Raw genomic sequence first — 16,991 nt, forward strand, 5'->3', positions numbered from 1 at the left:
TTTGAGGTTACCCCTTGACTTTCAGAAAGAACAAGGGTATTATATCAGTATTAGATGTCAGACAACAGTCAACAACAGTACAGGGAGGAAACAAGGGATGAAAAAGCATGAAACGATCGCCAGGATTCTGGAAAGCGGTGTTGTGGCGGTGATCCGCGCGGAGTCCAAAGAAGAGGGCCTCAAAGTCATCGAGGCCGTACGCAAGGGTGGCATCAAGGCGCTTGAGATCACCATGACCGTACCGGGAGCGGTGGACATCATCAAGGAACTGGTGGAAGCCTACAAGGGGGAAGACTTGGTCATCGGAGCGGGAACCGTTCTGGACAGCGAGACAGCCCGCGCATGCATCCTGGCCGGAGCGGAATACATTGTAAGCCCCAGCTTCGATGAAGGCACCGTGAAGCTTTGCAACCGTTACAGCATCCCTGTCATGCCTGGCGTCATGACCCCTAGAGAAGCGGTGGAAGCCCTGGAAATGGGTGTGGACGTCTTGAAGGTGTTCCCAGGAAACGCTTTCGGACCCTCCATCATCAGCGCATTCCGTGGTCCCCTTCCCCAAGGCAACTACATGCCCACTGGCGGCGTGGACCTCTCCAACGTGAAGGACTGGATCAATGCCGGGGCTGTGGCTGTAGGCGTGGGAAGTGTCCTGACCAAGGGAGCGGAAAGCGGAGACTTTGAAAGGGTCGCCCAGACGGCCGCACAGTTTGTGGAAGAAGTGGCCAAAGCCAGAGCCGCAAAGAAACAATAGATCCCATCATACCATTGGAGGTTCCTAAGATGAAAAAAATCGTTACCATGGGCGAAATCATGCTGCGTCTGTCCACCCCAGGTCACCAGCGCTTTGTGCAGGCAGAATCCTTTGACGTGATTTATGGAGGAGGAGAAGCCAATGTCGCCGTTTCCTTGGCCAACTATGGCCTTGACCCTTACTTCGTGAGCAAGCTGCCGGACAACCCCATCGGGCAGAGCGCCATCAACCATTTGAGAAAATTCGGGGTCAACACGGATTACGTCGCCAGAGGCGGGGAACGTGTGGGCATCTACTACCTGGAGACGGGAGCATCCATGCGCGCCTCCACAGTCGTCTACGACAGGGCCCATTCCTCCATTTCGGAAGCTGTCCTGGAGGATTTCGACTTCGATGCGATCTTCAAGGACGCGGAGTGGTTCCACTTCACAGGCATCACCCCCGCATTGGGTGAAAACGGAGCGAAAATCACCGAAGCGGCGCTGAAGGCGGCCAAGAGGCACAATGTGACCGTAAGCGTGGACCTGAACTACAGGAAGAAGCTTTGGACTCCGGAGCAGGCGCAAAAAGTGATGACAGGCCTCATGCAGTATGTGGATGTCTGCATCGGAAACGAAGAGGATGCGGAAAAGGTGCTGGGATTCAAGCCCGGGGACAGCGATGTCACCAAAGGCGAATTGGAAATCGACGCCTACAAGGACATCTTCAAGCGGATGAAAGAGACCTTCGGATTCAAGTATGTGGTCACTACCCTTCGGGAAAGCCACAGCGCTTCCGACAACGGATGGTCCGCCCTCATCTACAACGGCGAGGAATTCTACCAGTCCAAGAAGTATGAAATCCGCATCGTGGACAGGGTCGGTGGAGGGGACTCCTTTGCGGGAGGCCTGATCTATGGACTGGCCACATCGGACGATTTCAAACACGCCCTGGAGTTCGCAGTGGGCGCATCCGCACTGAAGCACACCATCTTCGGGGACGCCAACCTGGTCACCGTAGCCGAAGTGGAAGCCCTGATCCAAGGGGACGCATCCGGCCGGGTGCAAAGATAACACCAGCCAACCATATGCATCACCGATAGACTACCTACCTACCTACCCTGTCTCCTCCTGGAGATGAAAAGGCAACCTTTACCTGGGTTGCCTTTTGAATTTGCAAAGGAAAGTCGGACCAAGCTTAACAACCCCCGGCCTGCTATGGTATAATCTTCTTATGCCATTGAAGGGAGGAACAGCATGGAAATCATATATGAAGTGGAAAAGGACATGTCCGTAGCGGAGGCTGCGGACAGGGTCAAGGAGGCCCTTGCGGCGGTGCAGTTCGGCGTGCTTTGGGAATTGAATTTCAAGGAGAAGCTGGCGGAGAAGGGATTGGATTTCGACAGGGATTTTCTGGTCATGGAGGTCTGCAATCCCAAAAAGGCCAAGACGGTTCTGGACACCACCATCAGGGCAGGCTATTTCCTGCCCTGCAAAGTGGCGGTCTATGAGAAGGACGGGAAAGCCGTTGTGGGAATGGCAAGGCCGACGGTGCTGATCAGGGCATTGGAGGTGGAGGCGCTTGTCTCCCTGGCCGCAGAAGTGGAGGCCGACCTGCGCCAAGCCATCGACAGCATCTAGGGAAGCAGGAAATACGACAACCAGGAGGAACAGATGAACGAGTATCGGATCAACACAAAATGCGTGCAATCGGGGTACACACCCAAGAACGGAGAACCCCGGGTGGTGCCCATCGTACAGAGCACCACATTCAAATACGATTCCACGGAACAGATGGGGCGGTTGTTCGCCCTGGAGGAGTCGGGCTACTTCTACACACGGCTCCAAAACCCTACCAACGACGCCGTTGCGGCAAAGATTGCGGACCTGGAGGGCGGGGTGGGCGCCATACTCACCAGTTCCGGACAGGCTGCCGCCTTCTTCGCCATCTTCAACATCTGCAATGCGGGGGACCATGTGGTCTGCGCCTCCACCATCTATGGAGGAACCTTCAACTTGTTCGCCGTGACCTTCGAGAAGTTGGGAATCGGATTCAGCTTCGTTCATCCCGACGCGTCCGAAGCGGAAATCCAGGAGGCGTTCCGGCCGGAGACGAAGGCGGTGTTCGGAGAAACCATCGCCAACCCGGCCCTGGTGGTCCTGGACATTGAGAAGTTCGCCCGGATCGCCCATAGGAACGGCGTGCCGCTGATCATCGACAACACCTTCGCGACACCCATCAATTGCAGGCCCTTCGAATGGGGGGCGGACATCATCATCCATTCCACCACCAAATACATGGACGGACACGCCACCAGTGTGGGCGGAGTGGTTGTGGACAGCGGGAATTTCGATTGGGAAGCCAACAAGGAAAAGTTCCCCGGACTTACGGAACCGGACCCTTCCTACCATGGGGTAACCTATACGAAGGAATTCGGCAGAGCGGCCTACATCACCAAGGCTACCACCCAGCTGATGCGGGACCTGGGTGCGGTCCAATCCCCCCAGAACGCCTTCTACACAAACATTGGATTGGAAACCCTGCACTTGCGCGTTCCCAGGCACTGTGAGAACGCCCAGGGATTGGCCGAATTCCTGGAAGGCCATGGGAAAATCGCTTGGGTGAACTATCCGGGGCTCCCAGGCAACAAATACCACGGGCTGGCGGGGAAATACCTGCCCCACGGATCCTGCGGCGTCATCTCCTTCGGAGTGAAGGGCGGGAGGGAAGAGGCGGTCCGCTTCATGGACAAGCTGAAGCTGGCGGCCATCGTGACCCATGTGGCCGACGCAAGGACCTGCGTCCTGCACCCTGCCAGCCATACCCACAGGCAGTTGACGGACGAGCAGCTGGAGGCCTGCGGCGTAGGCCCCGACATGATCCGGATGTCCGTCGGGATCGAGGACCTCAGGGATATCCTGGGGGATGTGCGCCAAGCGTTGGAATGATTTGACATTTTCCACCCGGGGATTGACAGGAGTCCGATTCCCGGGTATAATTTTCCCATAGTGTACTAATACTAATAGAACACATAGAACAAACAGAACGGAGGTTGGCCATGTTTTCCATTGATTTGCGGAGCAGAACGCCCCTATACGCACAGCTCGTGGACAGCGTCAAGGATGCGGTCCTCCAGGGCCGCTTGGAACCGGACAGCCAATTGCCATCCGTGCGGGAACTCGCCGCCCGGCTGGCAATCAATCCCAACACGATCCAGAAGGCGTTCAGGCAGCTGGAGAAGGAGGGATATCTGTATTCCGTACCGGGCCGGGGCAACTTCGTGGCTTCGCTTCATCCCCGGGATTTGGAATTGGAAAGGGAGAAGGTGGTCCTGGAACTGGAAAGGGTACTGGATGCGGCGGCAAAGCGGGGGCTCCCCTTGGAGACGGTGCTGGAGCTGGCGCGAAAGACATACGATAGGAAGGCGGGAGAAGAATGATCAGCATGGATGCAGTCACAAAGAATTTCGGCAATTTCAAGGCCTTGGACCAGGTGGACCTGCATGTGGCGAAAGGGTCCGTATATGGACTGGTAGGTCCCAACGGAGCAGGCAAGACAACGCTTCTGAAAATCCTGGCGGGCGTCTACCGTCCGGATGGGGGGGCGGTTTCGGTGGATGGCGTCCCCGTATACGAGAATGTGGACGTCAAACAGAGGATGGCATTCATTCCCGACGAACTCCATTTCCTTCCGCTGGCCACCCCAAAATCCCTTGCCGCCTTCTACGGGGACATCTACCGGGAATTCGATTGGGAGCGGTATCGGAAGATTCAAGGGATTTTGGAACTGGACGAAAGACAGAAGGTCTCCAAGATGTCCAAAGGGATGCGCAAGCAGGTCTCCTTCTGGCTTTCCATGGCCTGCAGGCCTGATGTGCTGGTCCTGGACGAGCCTGTGGACGGCCTTGACCCCGTCATGCGGAGGCAGATTTGGAGCCTCTTGCTGCAGGATGTGGCGGAAAGGCAGATGACGGTCCTGGTGTCCTCCCATAACCTGCGGGAGTTGGAAGACGTCTGCGACCATGTGGGGATCCTGAACAAGGGGAAAATGCTCCTGGAACGGGATCTGGACGAGATGAAGAGCGACATCCACAAGATCCAGGTGGCCTACGGACCGGATGTGGCTCCTGGAGTGCTGGAGGAAAGGGAGGTTTCGTTGGACATCCTGAAGAAGGAAAGGTCCGGAAGCGTGTCCACCTATATCGTACGGGGAGCGAAAGCGGAGGTGGAGCCTGTTGTCCTGTCCCTTTCCCCCCTGCTGTTCGAATTCATACCGCTGACACTGGAGGAGATATTCATGTATGAAATTGGAGGTGCGGGTTATGAAGTCAAAAACATCCTACTCTAAAAAGCTGTGGAGCGGCCGGCTGGTAAGGCATAATCTGCGCCTGTATGGCCTGTTGAGCCTGTTGTTCACAATCTTCCTCTGGCTGGTGCACCCTGTGCGGATGTTGCTGGACCATGAGAGGATGCTCGGGATGCAGGAGGTTGGAGCGCTGTACACAGAGGGGATGCGCATCCTGTCCTTTCCAAACCCCGTGGATGGCCTGCTGGCGTTCGTCGTGCCGGTCGTCATGGGGCTGGTGCTACTCCGGTATCTGCAGGAGCCTTCCGCCACTGCTGTCTACCACTCCTTCCCTCTGGGGCGGTCCCAGATTCTGGGAAGCCAGATCCTGTCCGGAGCCGTCCTGTTCCTAGGGCCGCTGCTTCTGAACGCCCTGGTGATGGGAGGGCTGGTGCTGTGGGAAGGGAACGGAGCCTGGACGGAAGCCATCCGCTGGTTTGCAGGATACGGCACCACGGGAATGATGGTGTTCGGCTTCGCATTGATGCTGGGCATGGCGCTGGGTTCCACCCTGGTCCAAGGGGTGCTGGTCTATGTGTTCCTGTTCCTACCGGTGGGGCTGGTGCTGGGGGTGGCGAACATCCTGGAGCTGCTGCTGCATGGATATCCCTATGGGGAGTCGGATGTGATGAAGTGGACCAGAATTTCCCCTGTCATGGCGCTGGAGAACATGGCAAGGGACGGAAACGGATGGGACAGGACCATGGTCCAGTTCCTGGCATACATTCTCCTGTTTTTCGGAATGGCCTTTTTGCTTTACAGGAAAAGGAAACTGGAAAGGAATACCGATTATCTCTGCTTCGACAGCTTCAAGACGGGGTTCGTGTTCCTGATGACTTTCCTGGGGATGACGCTGGCAGGCGTCTACTTCAAGGAAATGATGTACACCAGGACCTCCACCCACGTGGGGATGGCCGTGGGGGCTGTGCTTGCGTACGCAGCCAGCCAGATGATTGCGCAGAAGAGCGTCTTCATCCACCGCACATGGAAAGGGATGGCGGTTTACGGACTGGCCATGACGCTAACCCTGACCGCCATCTCCCTGGACGTGGGAGGCTACAGCCGCCGGATCCCCAACCTGGGGCAGGTCCGGTCCATCCAATTGACCCAGCAGCTGCTGGACACGGAAGGGCAGCTGCGTTCCTATGGGAATTGGGGGAGCCATTACGATCCGGAGACAGGGATGCCCCTGCCGGAAGGATTCAATCCCATCCTGGCCATACAGGAGGGGAACGGGGCGGCGGGCCTGAAAACCTACATCGCCCAGGAGCAGGAGGCCTATGTGACTCCGGAGGCACTGCAGGCGATTTGGGAGCTGCATTTCTCCCGGATGTCCGAAGCGGATCCGGTGGAAAGGGGCAGCCGTGTGGTGCTGGAATACAGGCTGGAAAATGGAGGAACCCTTCGCCGGGGCTACAGCTTCGAGTATGACGCGAAAGTTCCGGAATTGGGAAGGTTGTTCGAGACATTGGAGTACAAGCGGAAGAACAACCCGGTCCTCTTCCTTGCGTCCCAAGGCCTTTCCAAGGCGGTTGTGAACAGCCCCTTGGGGGAACCCATAGGAATCAGGGGGCAGGAGGCGATCGGAGTCCTCCTTGACGGCATCCGGGAAGATGTGCTGGAAGAGACCTACGAGTCCCGGTGGGAGGAAGGCGGGCCTTTCTACTTCGTGGATTTCTACTATCCCTACACGGACCTACAGGGAAAAACCCTGGAATCGTACGTGAATGTGCCTGTCTACAGCGGATACGGCAGGACCAGGGAAGCACTGGATGCCCTGGGACTGCTGGACAGGGTGGTCCCTACCCCGGGGAATGTGCGTTCCCTGGCGGTCCTGGACCGGATGGGGGAAGACCCCTATCTGGAGAAGATGAGAAGCATGGAAATGCCGGAGGCCTATGAAGGCCTGCGGAAGGTGGAGGACAAGGAGAAGCTTGCTTTGCTCCTGCCCCAACTGCAGTCGAACTACCGCTACACGCTGGCGGGAGACTATTACCAGGTCCAGGTGAAGGCCTTGAATGCCGTAGGAGAAGAGGGGCTGCGGACATTCTACCTGAGGAAGGAGAAGCTGCCGAGGGAACTGCTGGCGGAAGTCAACGATTAACTGGGCCTTGACATTATTGCGCTACCCCAGTAAACTCTCCTTATGCGGCCTTTTTTCCGGATGGCGACGGAAGGAAGAAGGCCAGGCACAAGACAATGGAACCTGAAGGAGAGAAGAGATGAAAAAGAAATTTGTATTTACGATCGCGTTGGTGCTTGGGGCCATGGTGCTTGCAGGTTGCGGGAAGAAGGAAACGGCAAGCGATACCTGGGCTGACCTGGAGGCAAGGGGAACCGTCATTGTCGGTTTGGACGACACCTTCGTCCCCATGGGATTCAAGGATGAGAACGGCCAGATGACAGGGTTCGACGTGGAGTTGGCCGTCGAGGCGTTGGGACGCATGGGGCTTGAGCCGGTGTTCCAACCCATAGACTGGAACCTGAAGGAGACGGAGCTGAGTTCCAAGAACATCGACCTGATCTGGAACGGCTACACCATCACGGAGGAGCGCAGGGAAAAGGTCAACTTCACAACCCCCTATCTGGACAACCAGCAGTCCATCGTAGTGCTCGCAGGCTCCGACATCATGGACAAGGCGGCCCTGGAAGGCCGAGCGGTGGCCACACAGAATTCCTCCAGCGCCCTGGCGGCCATCGAAGCCGAAGGCGCCATGGAGGCATTCAAGGATGGGAACGTGGTTCTGTTCGACACCTACAACGACGCCTTCATGGATCTGGAGGCAGGCAGGGTGGACGCAGTGGTGGCGGATGAGATTTTGGCCCGGTACTATATCGCGACAAGAGGCGAAGCGCAGTACCGCGTTCTGGAAGAGGACTTCGGCGACGAGGAATACGGTGTGGGTGTTCGCAAGGGGGACGAAACCCTGCTGGAGAAACTGAACGAAGCTTTGGACGCCATGAAGGCGGACGGGTCGGCAGCTGCCATTTCCGAGAAGTGGTTCGGTGAGAACATCGTAAAGTAAGGGGGGGCCTATGGTAGAAATCATGGAAATGATGCCTTTGATGCTGGAGGGGATGAAAACCACCCTATGGGTTTTTTTCCTAACAGCGTTGTTTTCCATCCCCTTGGGCATGGTGGCCTGCACTTTGCGCCTGTCCAGAAACAGGGCGCTCCAAACCCTGATGCAAGCCTACATCCTGGTCGTCAGGGGAACGCCCCTGCTGCTGCAGCTGATCTTCATCTATTTTGGACTTCCGCTGGTAGGCGTGCGCCTGGACCGGGAAGTGGCGGTGGTCATCGCCTTCGTGGTCAACTATGCGGCCTATTACACGGAGATCTTCAGGGGAGGGGTATTGTCCATCAGCCTGGGACAATATGAGGCCGCGAAAGTGCTTGGGCTGTCCAAGTTCCAAACATTCTTCGGCATCGTGCTTCCCCAGGTGGTCAAGCGGGTGCTCCCCCCTGTGGGAAACGAACTCATCACACTGGTGAAAGACACATCACTGGTCTATGTCCTGGGCTTGGGGGACGTGCTCAGGGCCGCGAAGACCCTGTCGAACAAACAGGCATCCCTGGTGCCCCTGTTTGTGGCAGGTCTGCTGTACCTGTTGCTGATTGCAGCCGTTACCTTTTTCCTGAAGAAAACCGAAAACCGTTATGACTACTACAGGTAGGTGCCCATATGTTGAGAGTTGAAAACATTTCGAAAAGCTTCGGGGACAAGAAGGTGCTGGACAACATCACCTTCGAAGTGGAAAAGGGGGACATCGCCGTGGTGCTGGGCCCCTCGGGCGTCGGAAAGACGACGTTGATCCGATGCCTGTCCTCCCTGGAAACCATCGATTCCGGAAGGATCGAAATCACCGAACGGAGCAGGGAAGAGGAACACCCCGTGGGGCTGGTGTTCCAGAACTTCAACCTGTTCCCCCACCTCAGCGCCATGGAGAATGTGGCCTATCCCCTGCAGAAGGTGAAGCGGCTGTCCAAGGAAGAGTCGGAAGCCAAGGCGAAGGAGCTGCTGGATTCCCTGGGACTGGAGGGTCTGGAAGGGAACTACGAGTTCCAGCTGTCGGGAGGGCAGAGGCAGAGGGTTGCCATCGCCCGGGCACTGGCCATGGATCCGGAATACCTCTGCTTCGACGAGCCGACTTCGGCGTTGGACTCGGAACTGCGGGACAGCGTGGGGGAGACCCTGAAGGAGATTGCGAAAAGGGGAACGGGCGTGATCGTCATCACCCATGACCAGGTCTTTGCAAGGAGCCATGCGACCAAGCTGTATGAATTGGGGACAGAACTGAAGAGGGTGCGTTGAGAAGGCGGCCGGAGCGTATCCGGCCGCCTTCCCTGCCTTCCGGGGGGCGGTCAGGTTGCCATCCCCGGGAATTGGGAGTATAATGGGTGGAGGAACGCAACCAAACACAAGTGCAGGGAGACAACAATCAATGGAAAACGAAAAGAAAATAGCGGTGCTCATCGATGCGGACAATGTGTCGGACAAATACATCAAGTACATCTTCGACGAGCTGTCCAACCATGGGACACCCACCTACAAGAGGATCTATGGGGATTGGACTTCGCCGCAGCTGGGCTCCTGGAAGAACGTGCTTCTGCACTATTCCATCACACCGATCCAACAGTACAGCTACACCACAGGCAAGAATGCCACGGATTCGGCGCTGATCATCGACGCCATGGACATCCTCTACTCCAACAATGTGGACGGCTTCTGCATCGTGTCCAGCGACAGCGACTTCACCAGGCTGGCCGCCAGGCTGCGGGAAGCCGGAATGTATGTGGTGGGGATGGGGGAAAAGAAGACCCCCACCCCCTTCATCGCCGCCTGCGAGAAGTTCAAATATCTGGAGGTGCTGGTTTCCGTTCCTGAGGAGAAACAGGAACCCGAAAAGGCGACCCCTGGAGAGAAGCAGCAACAGGCCAAAGAAGGCCTGGCTGAAATGGTGGAGCTGATCAATTCCATCCGCAACATCATCAACGAAAGCTCCGACGAGGACGGGTGGATCAACCTCAGTGAAGTGGGGAACAAGCTGAACAAGCGTTATCCGGATTTCGACACCAGGAACTACGGATACGCCAAGTTGTCCTCCTTCATCATGTCCCTGGGACAATTCGAACTGCAGACAAGGAAGACGAGCAACCCCAACAGGAAGAAGACGCTGGTGAAGAATAGGAACGGAAAGGCTTAGGGGGGATGAACATGAAAATCGCCATAACGCTGGAACAAGGCAGCGTAAGCCAGAAATTCGGACACTGCGAAGGGTTCCGGCTGTGCACGGTGGAGGAAGGCAAGTGCAGGGAAAGCGTGTTCGTACCGAATCCGGGACATGCGCCTGGAAGGATTCCCGCATTTTTGGTGGAGCAGGGTGTCCAGACGGTGATTTCCGGAGGCATGGGAGAAGGCGCCTTGGGATATTTTTCCGGAGCCGGGGTGGACGTCGTGCTCGGCGTGGAGGGAAGTTGGGAATCCGCGCTCCAGGGGTACCTGGACGGCACCCTGGCAGGAGGCCCGAACCTGCACGGGAAGCCTGGGGGGAAGAAGCCGGAAATGCCGGAGGATTTCAATCGGGAATTGTACAACAAACGCGCCAGGTGCCAATTCCCCCAGTAGGCGGATGACAGACGGAAGGAGAAGGTCATGGGCGTATTCACCATGCGAAAGGACTACCATACAAAAGCCCATATGGGCATGATCGACGTGACGGAGGATTTCCGGGAGGCGGTCGCGAGGGCGTGCAGGGATAAGGGAATCTCCTCCGGCACCGTCACCGGATTCACCACCGGTGGCGTCGCGGGTCTGACCACACTGGAGTTCGAACCGGGAATCGTGGGGACGGACCTGAAGAAGGCCATGGACGTGTTTTCCCCCTATGCGGACGAGACCGGAAAGGTGGTCCAATACAGGCACCACGAAACTTGGAGCGATGACAACGGTTCCAGCCATATCAAGGCGGCGCTCCTGTCCCCCTTCATCACCATCCCTTTTGTGGAGGGAAGGCTCACCTTGGGGCCCTGGCAGAACCTGACCCTGGTCGAGTGTGACACCAGGGACCGGAAGCGGGAAATCGTCTTCCAGGTCATGGGGGAGTGAGGATGGAGGAAGGGAAGAAAACAGGAGGCGGCATGGAGGACGCGGTCAAGCGGATCCTGGCGTTTCGGGACGAGAGGAATTGGAAACAGTTCCACACCCCGGAGAACCTGGCGAAGTCCATTGTGATCGAAGCCGGGGAGCTGCTGGAGAATTTCCAGTGGGACCACCGGTTCGACCTGGAGGCCGTACGGCAGGAACTTGCGGATGTGGTGAACTATTGCATCCTTATGGCTGACGCGCTGGATGTGGACCTGATCCAGGCCATCCAGGACAAGATCGATCTGAACGAACGGAAGTATCCGGTGGAAAAGTCGAGGAACTCCAGCAAAAAATATACGGATCTCTAGGTGCATCCACTTGCGCAAGGGACAGTTCTGGTTTAAAATGGAAACATGAGACACCAGAGGGAGAGGAAAGGCAGCTCCTGGGACTGATGACAAGAGGAGGTATTCCAATGGTACAATTGAATGAAATCTACAAATGCTCCGTCTGTGGGAATATGGTGGAGGTCGTGCACGTCGGCGGCGGTACGCTGGTGTGTTGCGACGAGGACATGGTATTGCAGGTGGAAAACACGGTGGATGCGGCCAAAGAGAAGCATGTTCCGGTCATTGAAAAGGTGGACGGTGGTGTCCTGGTGAAGGTCGGATCCGTAGCCCATCCCATGGAGGACTCCCATTACATCGAGTGGATTGAAGTGGCGACGGCCAGCAAAATCTACCGCAAATACCTGAAGCCGGGTGAAGCGCCGGAAGCCAAGTTCCTGCTGGAGGAAGAAGTTCTTTACGCCAGGGAATACTGCAATCTCCACGGTTTGTGGAAAGCGTAGCAAACAAGCCGCTCCAAGGGCCCTGACGGGTCCGGGGGCGGCTTCTTCCATTCCGGCCGGCTGGCTGGCAAGCGGTTTCAAGGAATTTACAGGGAGGAGATGCGGTATGAACGAAGAAGGGATTGTCCTGTTGGAAAACGGCGTGGCCATGCCCCTCCAGGGGTTCGGCGTTTGGCGGATCAAGGATGGCGAAGAGACCAGGGCTGCGGTGGAAAAGGCGCTGCGGGTGGGCTATAGGAGCATAGACACCGCCGCAGTCTATGGAAATGAAAGGGCTGTAGGAAAGGCTGTGAGGGAAAGCGGCATTCCCAGGGAAGAGCTCTTCATCGCCACCAAAGTGTGGAACCAGGACCAGGGCTACGAAGGCACGCTGGCCGCCTTCGAGGAGAGCAGGAAGAAGCTCGGGTTGGAAAGGCTGGACCTCTACCTCGTCCACTGGCCAGTGCCGGGAAGGTACAGGGAGACCTGGAAAGCCATGGAGAAGCTGTACAGGGAAGGGCTCTGCAGGGCCATCGGCGTGAGCAATTTCCAGGTCCACCATCTGGAGACGCTGGAGGCATCCGAAATCAAGCCCATGGTGAACCAGGTGGAGCTGCATCCACTGCTCACCCAGATGCCTTTGAGGGACCATTGCAGCCGCAAGGGGATCCGGATGGAGGCCTGGAGTCCGCTGATGCAGGGGAACCTGAACCTCAAGGTCCTCCTGGAGTTGGGAGAGAAGCATGGGAAGTCTCCGGCCCAGGTGGTCTTGCGGTGGCATCTGCAGAACGGAATCGTGGCGATACCCAAATCCACCCACAAGCATCGGATCGAGGAGAATTTCCGGATCCAGGACTTCCATCTGGAGCCGGAAGAGATGGCCCGGATCGAGGACATGAACCGGGACCACCGCTTCGGTCCCGATCCGGAGAATTTTTCTTTCTAACAATTTGACAGGATGGGGATAAGTTGTTAGAATATAATAAGGAATGGCCAAAAATGCGTGCCGATACCAGTCCTGCAACAGGTGACAAATGTCAGGAGGGATCATGATGTTCAAACGAATGTTGGTCGCCACAGATACATCGACGGCATCCGATGCGCTGGTCGAAAGTCTGGAGGGCCTGCGGGCCTATGGAGCGGAGCAGTGCCTGCTTCTCCAGTGCACCGGAATCCAAGCGCCTGCCGCCAGAGCGTATCTGGAGACGGAGGAATCGACCGACGAGGCGCTCCAAGCCCAGAAAAGGGTGCTGGAGCGCCAGGGTTACACCGTGGAAACGAGAGTCGTGTCCGGGATTGCAAAGAACGAAATCAACCGGGTTGCGGAAACAGAGGGATACTCCATCATTGTGGTAGGTGCCGAGGCCCATTCCCTAACCAGTGAAGTCCTGTTCAGCGGCCTTGCCTATGATGTGATCCATCATTCCAGGCTGCCGGTGCTCTTGGTACGGCTTGTACGGGATCCGGACGGATCCGAAGTGCGGGCAAGCGGCATGAAACCCGAAGGCCCGGTGCTTTTCAACACGGACTTCTCTGAAACGGCGGCCAATGCCTTCCGATACCTGGAAAGCCTGGTGGAAGGGGGAACGAGGCAGGTTGTCCTGTTCCATGTCCAGGACCAGTCCAGGATCTATCCCTATCTGATCGACCAGCTGGATGAGTTCAACCGAATCGACACCGAGCGGCTGGAAAACATGAGGCAGGAGCTGGCTCGAAAGGGGAAGGCAGAGGTGGAATGCATGATCCGGTACGGATATCCCCAGAAGGAAATCCTGCAGCTTGCAAGGGAGAAGGGCGCCCAACTGATTGTCATGGGCAGCCAAGGCCGGGGCTTCCTGAAGGAGATGTTCCTGGGAAGCGTCAGCAACAGCATTGCGCGGCAGGCCGCCTGCTCCGTGCTTCTGGTTCCCGCCAGGCGGGACTGAGGAAGGAGCGGATGCAGACAAGGAGAGGCCGCATTCCCTATGGTAGGGAATGCGGCCTCTCCTTGTCTTTAGGAAGGGTCTGTCAGGGACAGGCCGGAGAGCTTCTCGATGGCCCTCCGGGGAGCGTCCTTGGAGTTCCCCCAGGGCTCGTCCTTGAACCGGTAGTCGAATTTCCGGATGAACCAATCCAGCTCTTCCTGGACCTGACGGTAGTGGCTGAAGAACACCTCCCATGCGGCCAGGCGGAAGTCCTCCAGTTCCTTGCCGGAAAAATGGGAGGCTGCCTCCTCGTAGAGCCGCAGGAAGTGGGGGAGACAAAAACCTTCGGAAGAGCGGAAGAGTTGCTGGAACTCCTCCTCCCTCTTCCACATGTGGAAGAGGGTGTTCACATACTGGTCCAGTTGCTTTTGGACCCGGTCGCACAGGAAGCAATCGGAAAGGAACCGGTCCTGCAGGCTTGCGCCGGCGGGCTGCCTGCCGAAAAGCGTCTTCTTCGGTCCCTTGGCCCCCGGATCCATGGCCAGCTTCTGGAGCTCTCCGGAAAGCCGCGCCATCCTGGTCTGGGTCATCAGAGCGCTCCCCAGCCGGTTGTCCGCCTGGTGCAGGTCCTTCCAATGGGAAGGGCAGAATCCCAGCCGGTCCGTCTCCATGCGGATGTCGTCCACCATGTAGGCCGACCCTGTGATGAAATCCAAGGCATCCTTTTCCAGCTTGTTTTCCATGGAGCACAGGGGACATCCCTCTTTGCTGTGGAAAGCGTCGTTGACGGGAATGGTGTAGATCTTCTCTTTTGCCATGGAATGGCCTCCTTTTCGGCTCAGCGCTTGCCCGGCACGATTTCCATCCAGTAACCGTCGGGATCCTCGATGAAATAGATGCCCATGCCTTTGTTCTCGTAGCAGATGCAGCCGTTCTTCTCGTGGAGTGCATGGGCGCCTTCGAAATCGTCCACATGGAAAGCCAGATGGAATTCATTGTCCCCCAGATTGTAGGGTGCGGACCAGTCCCGCAGCCAGGTCAGTTCCAGACTGTGGCCTGTGACCCCGTCCCCCAGATAGACCAGGATGAAGCTGCCGTCCTCTGCGGCCTTGCGGCGGACCTCCACAAGCCCAAGGTTCTCCTTGTAGAAGGCCAGGCTTTTTTCCAGGTCCAGCACGTTGATGTTGTTGTGATTGAAAGTGAAGCGCATGTCATTTTCCTCCATTCGATTCTCGTCGGTACAGTTGGTTGGCGGCAAATCCCATGCCCAGGAGAACCCAGAACAGGGGGGTGATGCTGACATTGGTATCGTTGAACAGGCCGGCGGTCAGGTAGCCAACCACGCCCGCCAGGGAAGCCAGCCCGAAACGGGCGTTGGGACTGGCGTGGGAGGCTCCGAAGTAGAGACGGACAGACTGGCGGATGTAGCCGAACCACAGCAGGAGGACCAGCAGCAGGGAGGGGACCCCTGTGTTCACCCCATAATTCAGGAGTATGTTGTGGGGTTTGTCCACCACGATGTCCGGATTATGGAGGCCGTTCAGCTTGCCCACCCGGTCCCATTGGGGGAATACCAGCGGGTAGGTGTCCGGACCGCTGCCGAAAAAGAAATATTCCCCAAGCAGAGGGAGGGAACGGGACCAGATGTATCCCCGGGAGGAGCCCAGCCGTTCATACCCTTCGAATCCCCAGGCGGGGACCTCCTTCATCTCGTCCAGGCTACCCATGGAATTGATCCGGTAGAACGCCCCCTGGTAGTGGAGGAAGCGCCAGGGTCTTTTGTCCAGGGTCAGGACAACGGTGGGGAAGCCCTTGGACTCCTCGAAGCGGACGGGGACGGGGAGGGGCTCCCCTTCCCCGGGGGCCAGCAGGAAGCCGTCCCCTTCAGGAAGGAGGGACAGGGGCCTGCCTTCCCCGTCCTGGAAAAGAAAGGGGGGGCGGGACCCGTCGGCTGCCGGGTCCGGACGGATTTCAAGGGAGAAATCCCTGTGCGCCACCGCCACCTTGCCGTCCACGGTCTGGATGCTCTGGAGTGGGTATTCCATGGGGGTGGACAGCTGGTCCGAAATGACCTTGAACTTGCGCAGCAGCACCGTGTCCGCCCAGACGTTCACCACCAGGAAGAGGGCGAGGCTGGCGGCCAGGACACCGAAGAACAAGGCCTTCCGTTGCAGGGAGCGTCCCAGGAGGACCGCCATCAGCAAGATGGAGGCAAGGATGCCCACCAGGCCGTTCCGGCTGGAGCTGGCCACCAGGTTGAAGGCCATCATGAGGCATACGGTCACGTACAGCAGCCTGTGCCAAAGGACCTTGTCCAGGACCAGGAGGACCAGGAAGAAGGGAAGGGCGAGGGATGCGTAGAAGCTTACGTAGTTGGGGTTGAACAAAGTCTGGGAGATGCTTCCCGTGATGTTCGCCTGGAGGTCCACGCCCTCCAGGAAGCGGGAGGGGATGTAGAAGCGCTGGGCGAAACGGCTCATGAGGATGTCCCGGCCGAAATGCTGGGTGAGGCCGATGAGGAACAGGAGGGCGATGGAAACCATCCAAGCGTAGGACAGGACCTGCATGTCCCGGTGGTCCTCCAGGAAGGTGGACGCATACAGGAAAATCACCACGTAGGCCACCAGGACCAGGGCGTTCTCATGATGGTCCATGTACCCGACGGTGGAGAAGAACCTGTCCACGGAAAAAACCCAGGATAGGACCACCAGTCCCATATAGGCATAGGAAAGGAGGAAGACGGGGCGCTTCCAGAAGCCGGACCGCTCCAGGAAAACCCTGTGGAGGAGGAACAGCAGGCAGTAGAAGGCGGTGCCGATCAACAGAAGGGCTTTGCCGTGGGTGTACAGATTGGCTACGGTGGACTGGGTGTTGGCGCCGGTGATTTTAAGCATGGGGTATTCGGTCAGAAGCAGGCGCATGAACAGGGGCACCAGGGCCAATGCGGTTGCGATCGGTGCTAGACGCCAAAAGGACGGGAGCTTGGAAGCCTTCCTGGCGTTGTTTTTTCTGGACATATGGATCTCCCTCGTTTTCATTGTATTTTCCAAAGCATTATAACATGAATCGGGATGGGATGGGAAGGGGCATACCAG

Annotated in this window: 20 protein-coding genes; 17 read left to right on the top strand and 3 right to left on the bottom strand. The window is 57.4% G+C overall.

Annotated elements, in window-relative coordinates; all coding sequences use genetic code 11:
• Positions 1–97 precede the first annotated feature (97 nt).
• The 17 genes from GXN74_RS00415 to GXN74_RS00495 all read left to right on the top strand — a co-directional run bounded on the left by GXN74_RS00415 (position 98) and on the right by GXN74_RS00495 (position 13,917).
• A complete protein-coding gene (locus GXN74_RS00415; protein ID WP_162368934.1) occupies positions 98–751 on the top strand; it encodes a bifunctional 4-hydroxy-2-oxoglutarate aldolase/2-dehydro-3-deoxy-phosphogluconate aldolase in 654 nt (217 codons plus the stop codon).
• Between the two features lie 29 nt (positions 752–780).
• Entirely contained in the window at positions 781–1,803 is a 1,023-nt protein-coding gene (locus GXN74_RS00420; protein ID WP_162368935.1) for a sugar kinase, read from the top strand.
• A 183-nt stretch (positions 1,804–1,986) separates the two neighbouring features.
• Complete coding sequence (locus GXN74_RS00425) at positions 1,987–2,370, top strand: DUF302 domain-containing protein (protein ID WP_162368936.1); 384 nt, start codon at positions 1,987–1,989, stop codon at positions 2,368–2,370.
• 33 nt (positions 2,371–2,403) lie between these two features.
• A complete protein-coding gene (locus tag GXN74_RS00430; protein WP_162368937.1) occupies positions 2,404–3,678 on the top strand; it encodes an O-acetylhomoserine aminocarboxypropyltransferase/cysteine synthase family protein in 1,275 nt (424 codons plus the stop codon).
• 110 nt (positions 3,679–3,788) lie between these two features.
• A complete protein-coding gene (locus GXN74_RS00435) occupies positions 3,789–4,169 on the top strand; it encodes a GntR family transcriptional regulator (RefSeq protein ID WP_162368938.1) in 381 nt (126 codons plus the stop codon).
• The gene (locus GXN74_RS00440; RefSeq protein WP_162368939.1) at positions 4,166–5,077 is read left to right on the top strand and encodes an ABC transporter ATP-binding protein; all 912 of its coding nucleotides are present in this window, start codon (positions 4,166–4,168) and stop codon (positions 5,075–5,077) included. The genes GXN74_RS00435 and GXN74_RS00440 overlap by 4 nt, the downstream gene beginning before the upstream one ends.
• Positions 5,052–7,178 carry an MnmG/GidA family protein gene (locus tag GXN74_RS00445; protein ID WP_162368940.1) on the top strand — a complete coding sequence of 709 codons (2,127 nt, stop codon included), beginning with the start codon at positions 5,052–5,054 and terminating at the stop codon, positions 7,176–7,178. The genes GXN74_RS00440 and GXN74_RS00445 overlap by 26 nt, the downstream gene beginning before the upstream one ends.
• Before the next feature lie 118 nt (positions 7,179–7,296).
• Entirely contained in the window at positions 7,297–8,100 is an 804-nt protein-coding gene (locus GXN74_RS00450) for an amino acid ABC transporter substrate-binding protein (protein WP_162368941.1), read from the top strand.
• A gap of 10 nt (positions 8,101–8,110) precedes the next feature.
• The gene (locus GXN74_RS00455; protein ID WP_162368942.1) at positions 8,111–8,752 is read left to right on the top strand and encodes an amino acid ABC transporter permease; all 642 of its coding nucleotides are present in this window, start codon (positions 8,111–8,113) and stop codon (positions 8,750–8,752) included.
• An 8-nt stretch (positions 8,753–8,760) separates the two neighbouring features.
• Entirely contained in the window at positions 8,761–9,390 is a 630-nt protein-coding gene (locus tag GXN74_RS00460; RefSeq protein WP_162368943.1) for an amino acid ABC transporter ATP-binding protein, read from the top strand.
• 130 nt (positions 9,391–9,520) lie between these two features.
• Positions 9,521–10,282, top strand: coding sequence for an NYN domain-containing protein (locus GXN74_RS00465; protein ID WP_162368944.1), 762 nt, complete (start codon positions 9,521–9,523; stop codon positions 10,280–10,282).
• A gap of 11 nt (positions 10,283–10,293) precedes the next feature.
• Positions 10,294–10,704 carry a NifB/NifX family molybdenum-iron cluster-binding protein gene (locus GXN74_RS00470; protein ID WP_162368945.1) on the top strand — a complete coding sequence of 137 codons (411 nt, stop codon included), beginning with the start codon at positions 10,294–10,296 and terminating at the stop codon, positions 10,702–10,704.
• 27 nt (positions 10,705–10,731) lie between these two features.
• Positions 10,732–11,184 carry a YjbQ family protein gene (locus GXN74_RS00475; RefSeq protein WP_162368946.1) on the top strand — a complete coding sequence of 151 codons (453 nt, stop codon included), beginning with the start codon at positions 10,732–10,734 and terminating at the stop codon, positions 11,182–11,184.
• A 32-nt stretch (positions 11,185–11,216) separates the two neighbouring features.
• Positions 11,217–11,531, top strand: a complete 315-nt coding sequence (locus GXN74_RS00480; protein WP_162369055.1) for a nucleotide pyrophosphohydrolase — start codon at positions 11,217–11,219, stop codon at positions 11,529–11,531.
• Between the two features lie 107 nt (positions 11,532–11,638).
• Entirely contained in the window at positions 11,639–12,013 is a 375-nt protein-coding gene (locus tag GXN74_RS00485; RefSeq protein WP_162368947.1) for a desulfoferrodoxin, read from the top strand.
• A gap of 106 nt (positions 12,014–12,119) precedes the next feature.
• Complete coding sequence (locus GXN74_RS00490) at positions 12,120–12,938, top strand: aldo/keto reductase (RefSeq protein WP_162368948.1); 819 nt, start codon at positions 12,120–12,122, stop codon at positions 12,936–12,938.
• Between the two features lie 103 nt (positions 12,939–13,041).
• Positions 13,042–13,917 (top strand): universal stress protein, encoded by an 876-nt coding sequence (locus GXN74_RS00495; RefSeq protein WP_162368949.1) that lies wholly within the window; start codon positions 13,042–13,044, stop codon positions 13,915–13,917.
• A 68-nt stretch (positions 13,918–13,985) separates the two neighbouring features.
• Here the strand turns inward: GXN74_RS00495 and GXN74_RS00500 are convergent, their stop codons facing one another.
• From GXN74_RS00500 to GXN74_RS00510, 3 genes are read right to left on the bottom strand one after another with little or no spacing between them, the layout of a single operon-like run.
• Positions 13,986–14,714, bottom strand: a complete 729-nt coding sequence (locus tag GXN74_RS00500; protein ID WP_162368950.1) for a DUF6062 family protein — start codon at positions 14,712–14,714, stop codon at positions 13,986–13,988.
• Between the two features lie 20 nt (positions 14,715–14,734).
• Positions 14,735–15,106: a VOC family protein gene (locus GXN74_RS00505; RefSeq protein WP_162368951.1), complete on the bottom strand. Its 372-nt coding sequence runs from the start codon at positions 15,104–15,106 to the stop codon at positions 14,735–14,737.
• Position 15,107: 1 nt separating this feature from the next.
• On the bottom strand, positions 15,108–16,913 hold the full coding sequence (locus GXN74_RS00510) for an O-antigen ligase family protein (protein WP_162368952.1): 1,806 nt from the start codon (positions 16,911–16,913) through the stop codon (positions 15,108–15,110).
• Positions 16,914–16,991 lie beyond the last annotated feature (78 nt).

This window comes from Anaerotalea alkaliphila, assembly GCF_010179735.1.
Taxonomy (GTDB): Bacteria; Bacillota; Clostridia; order Lachnospirales; family Vallitaleaceae; genus Anaerotalea; species Anaerotalea alkaliphila.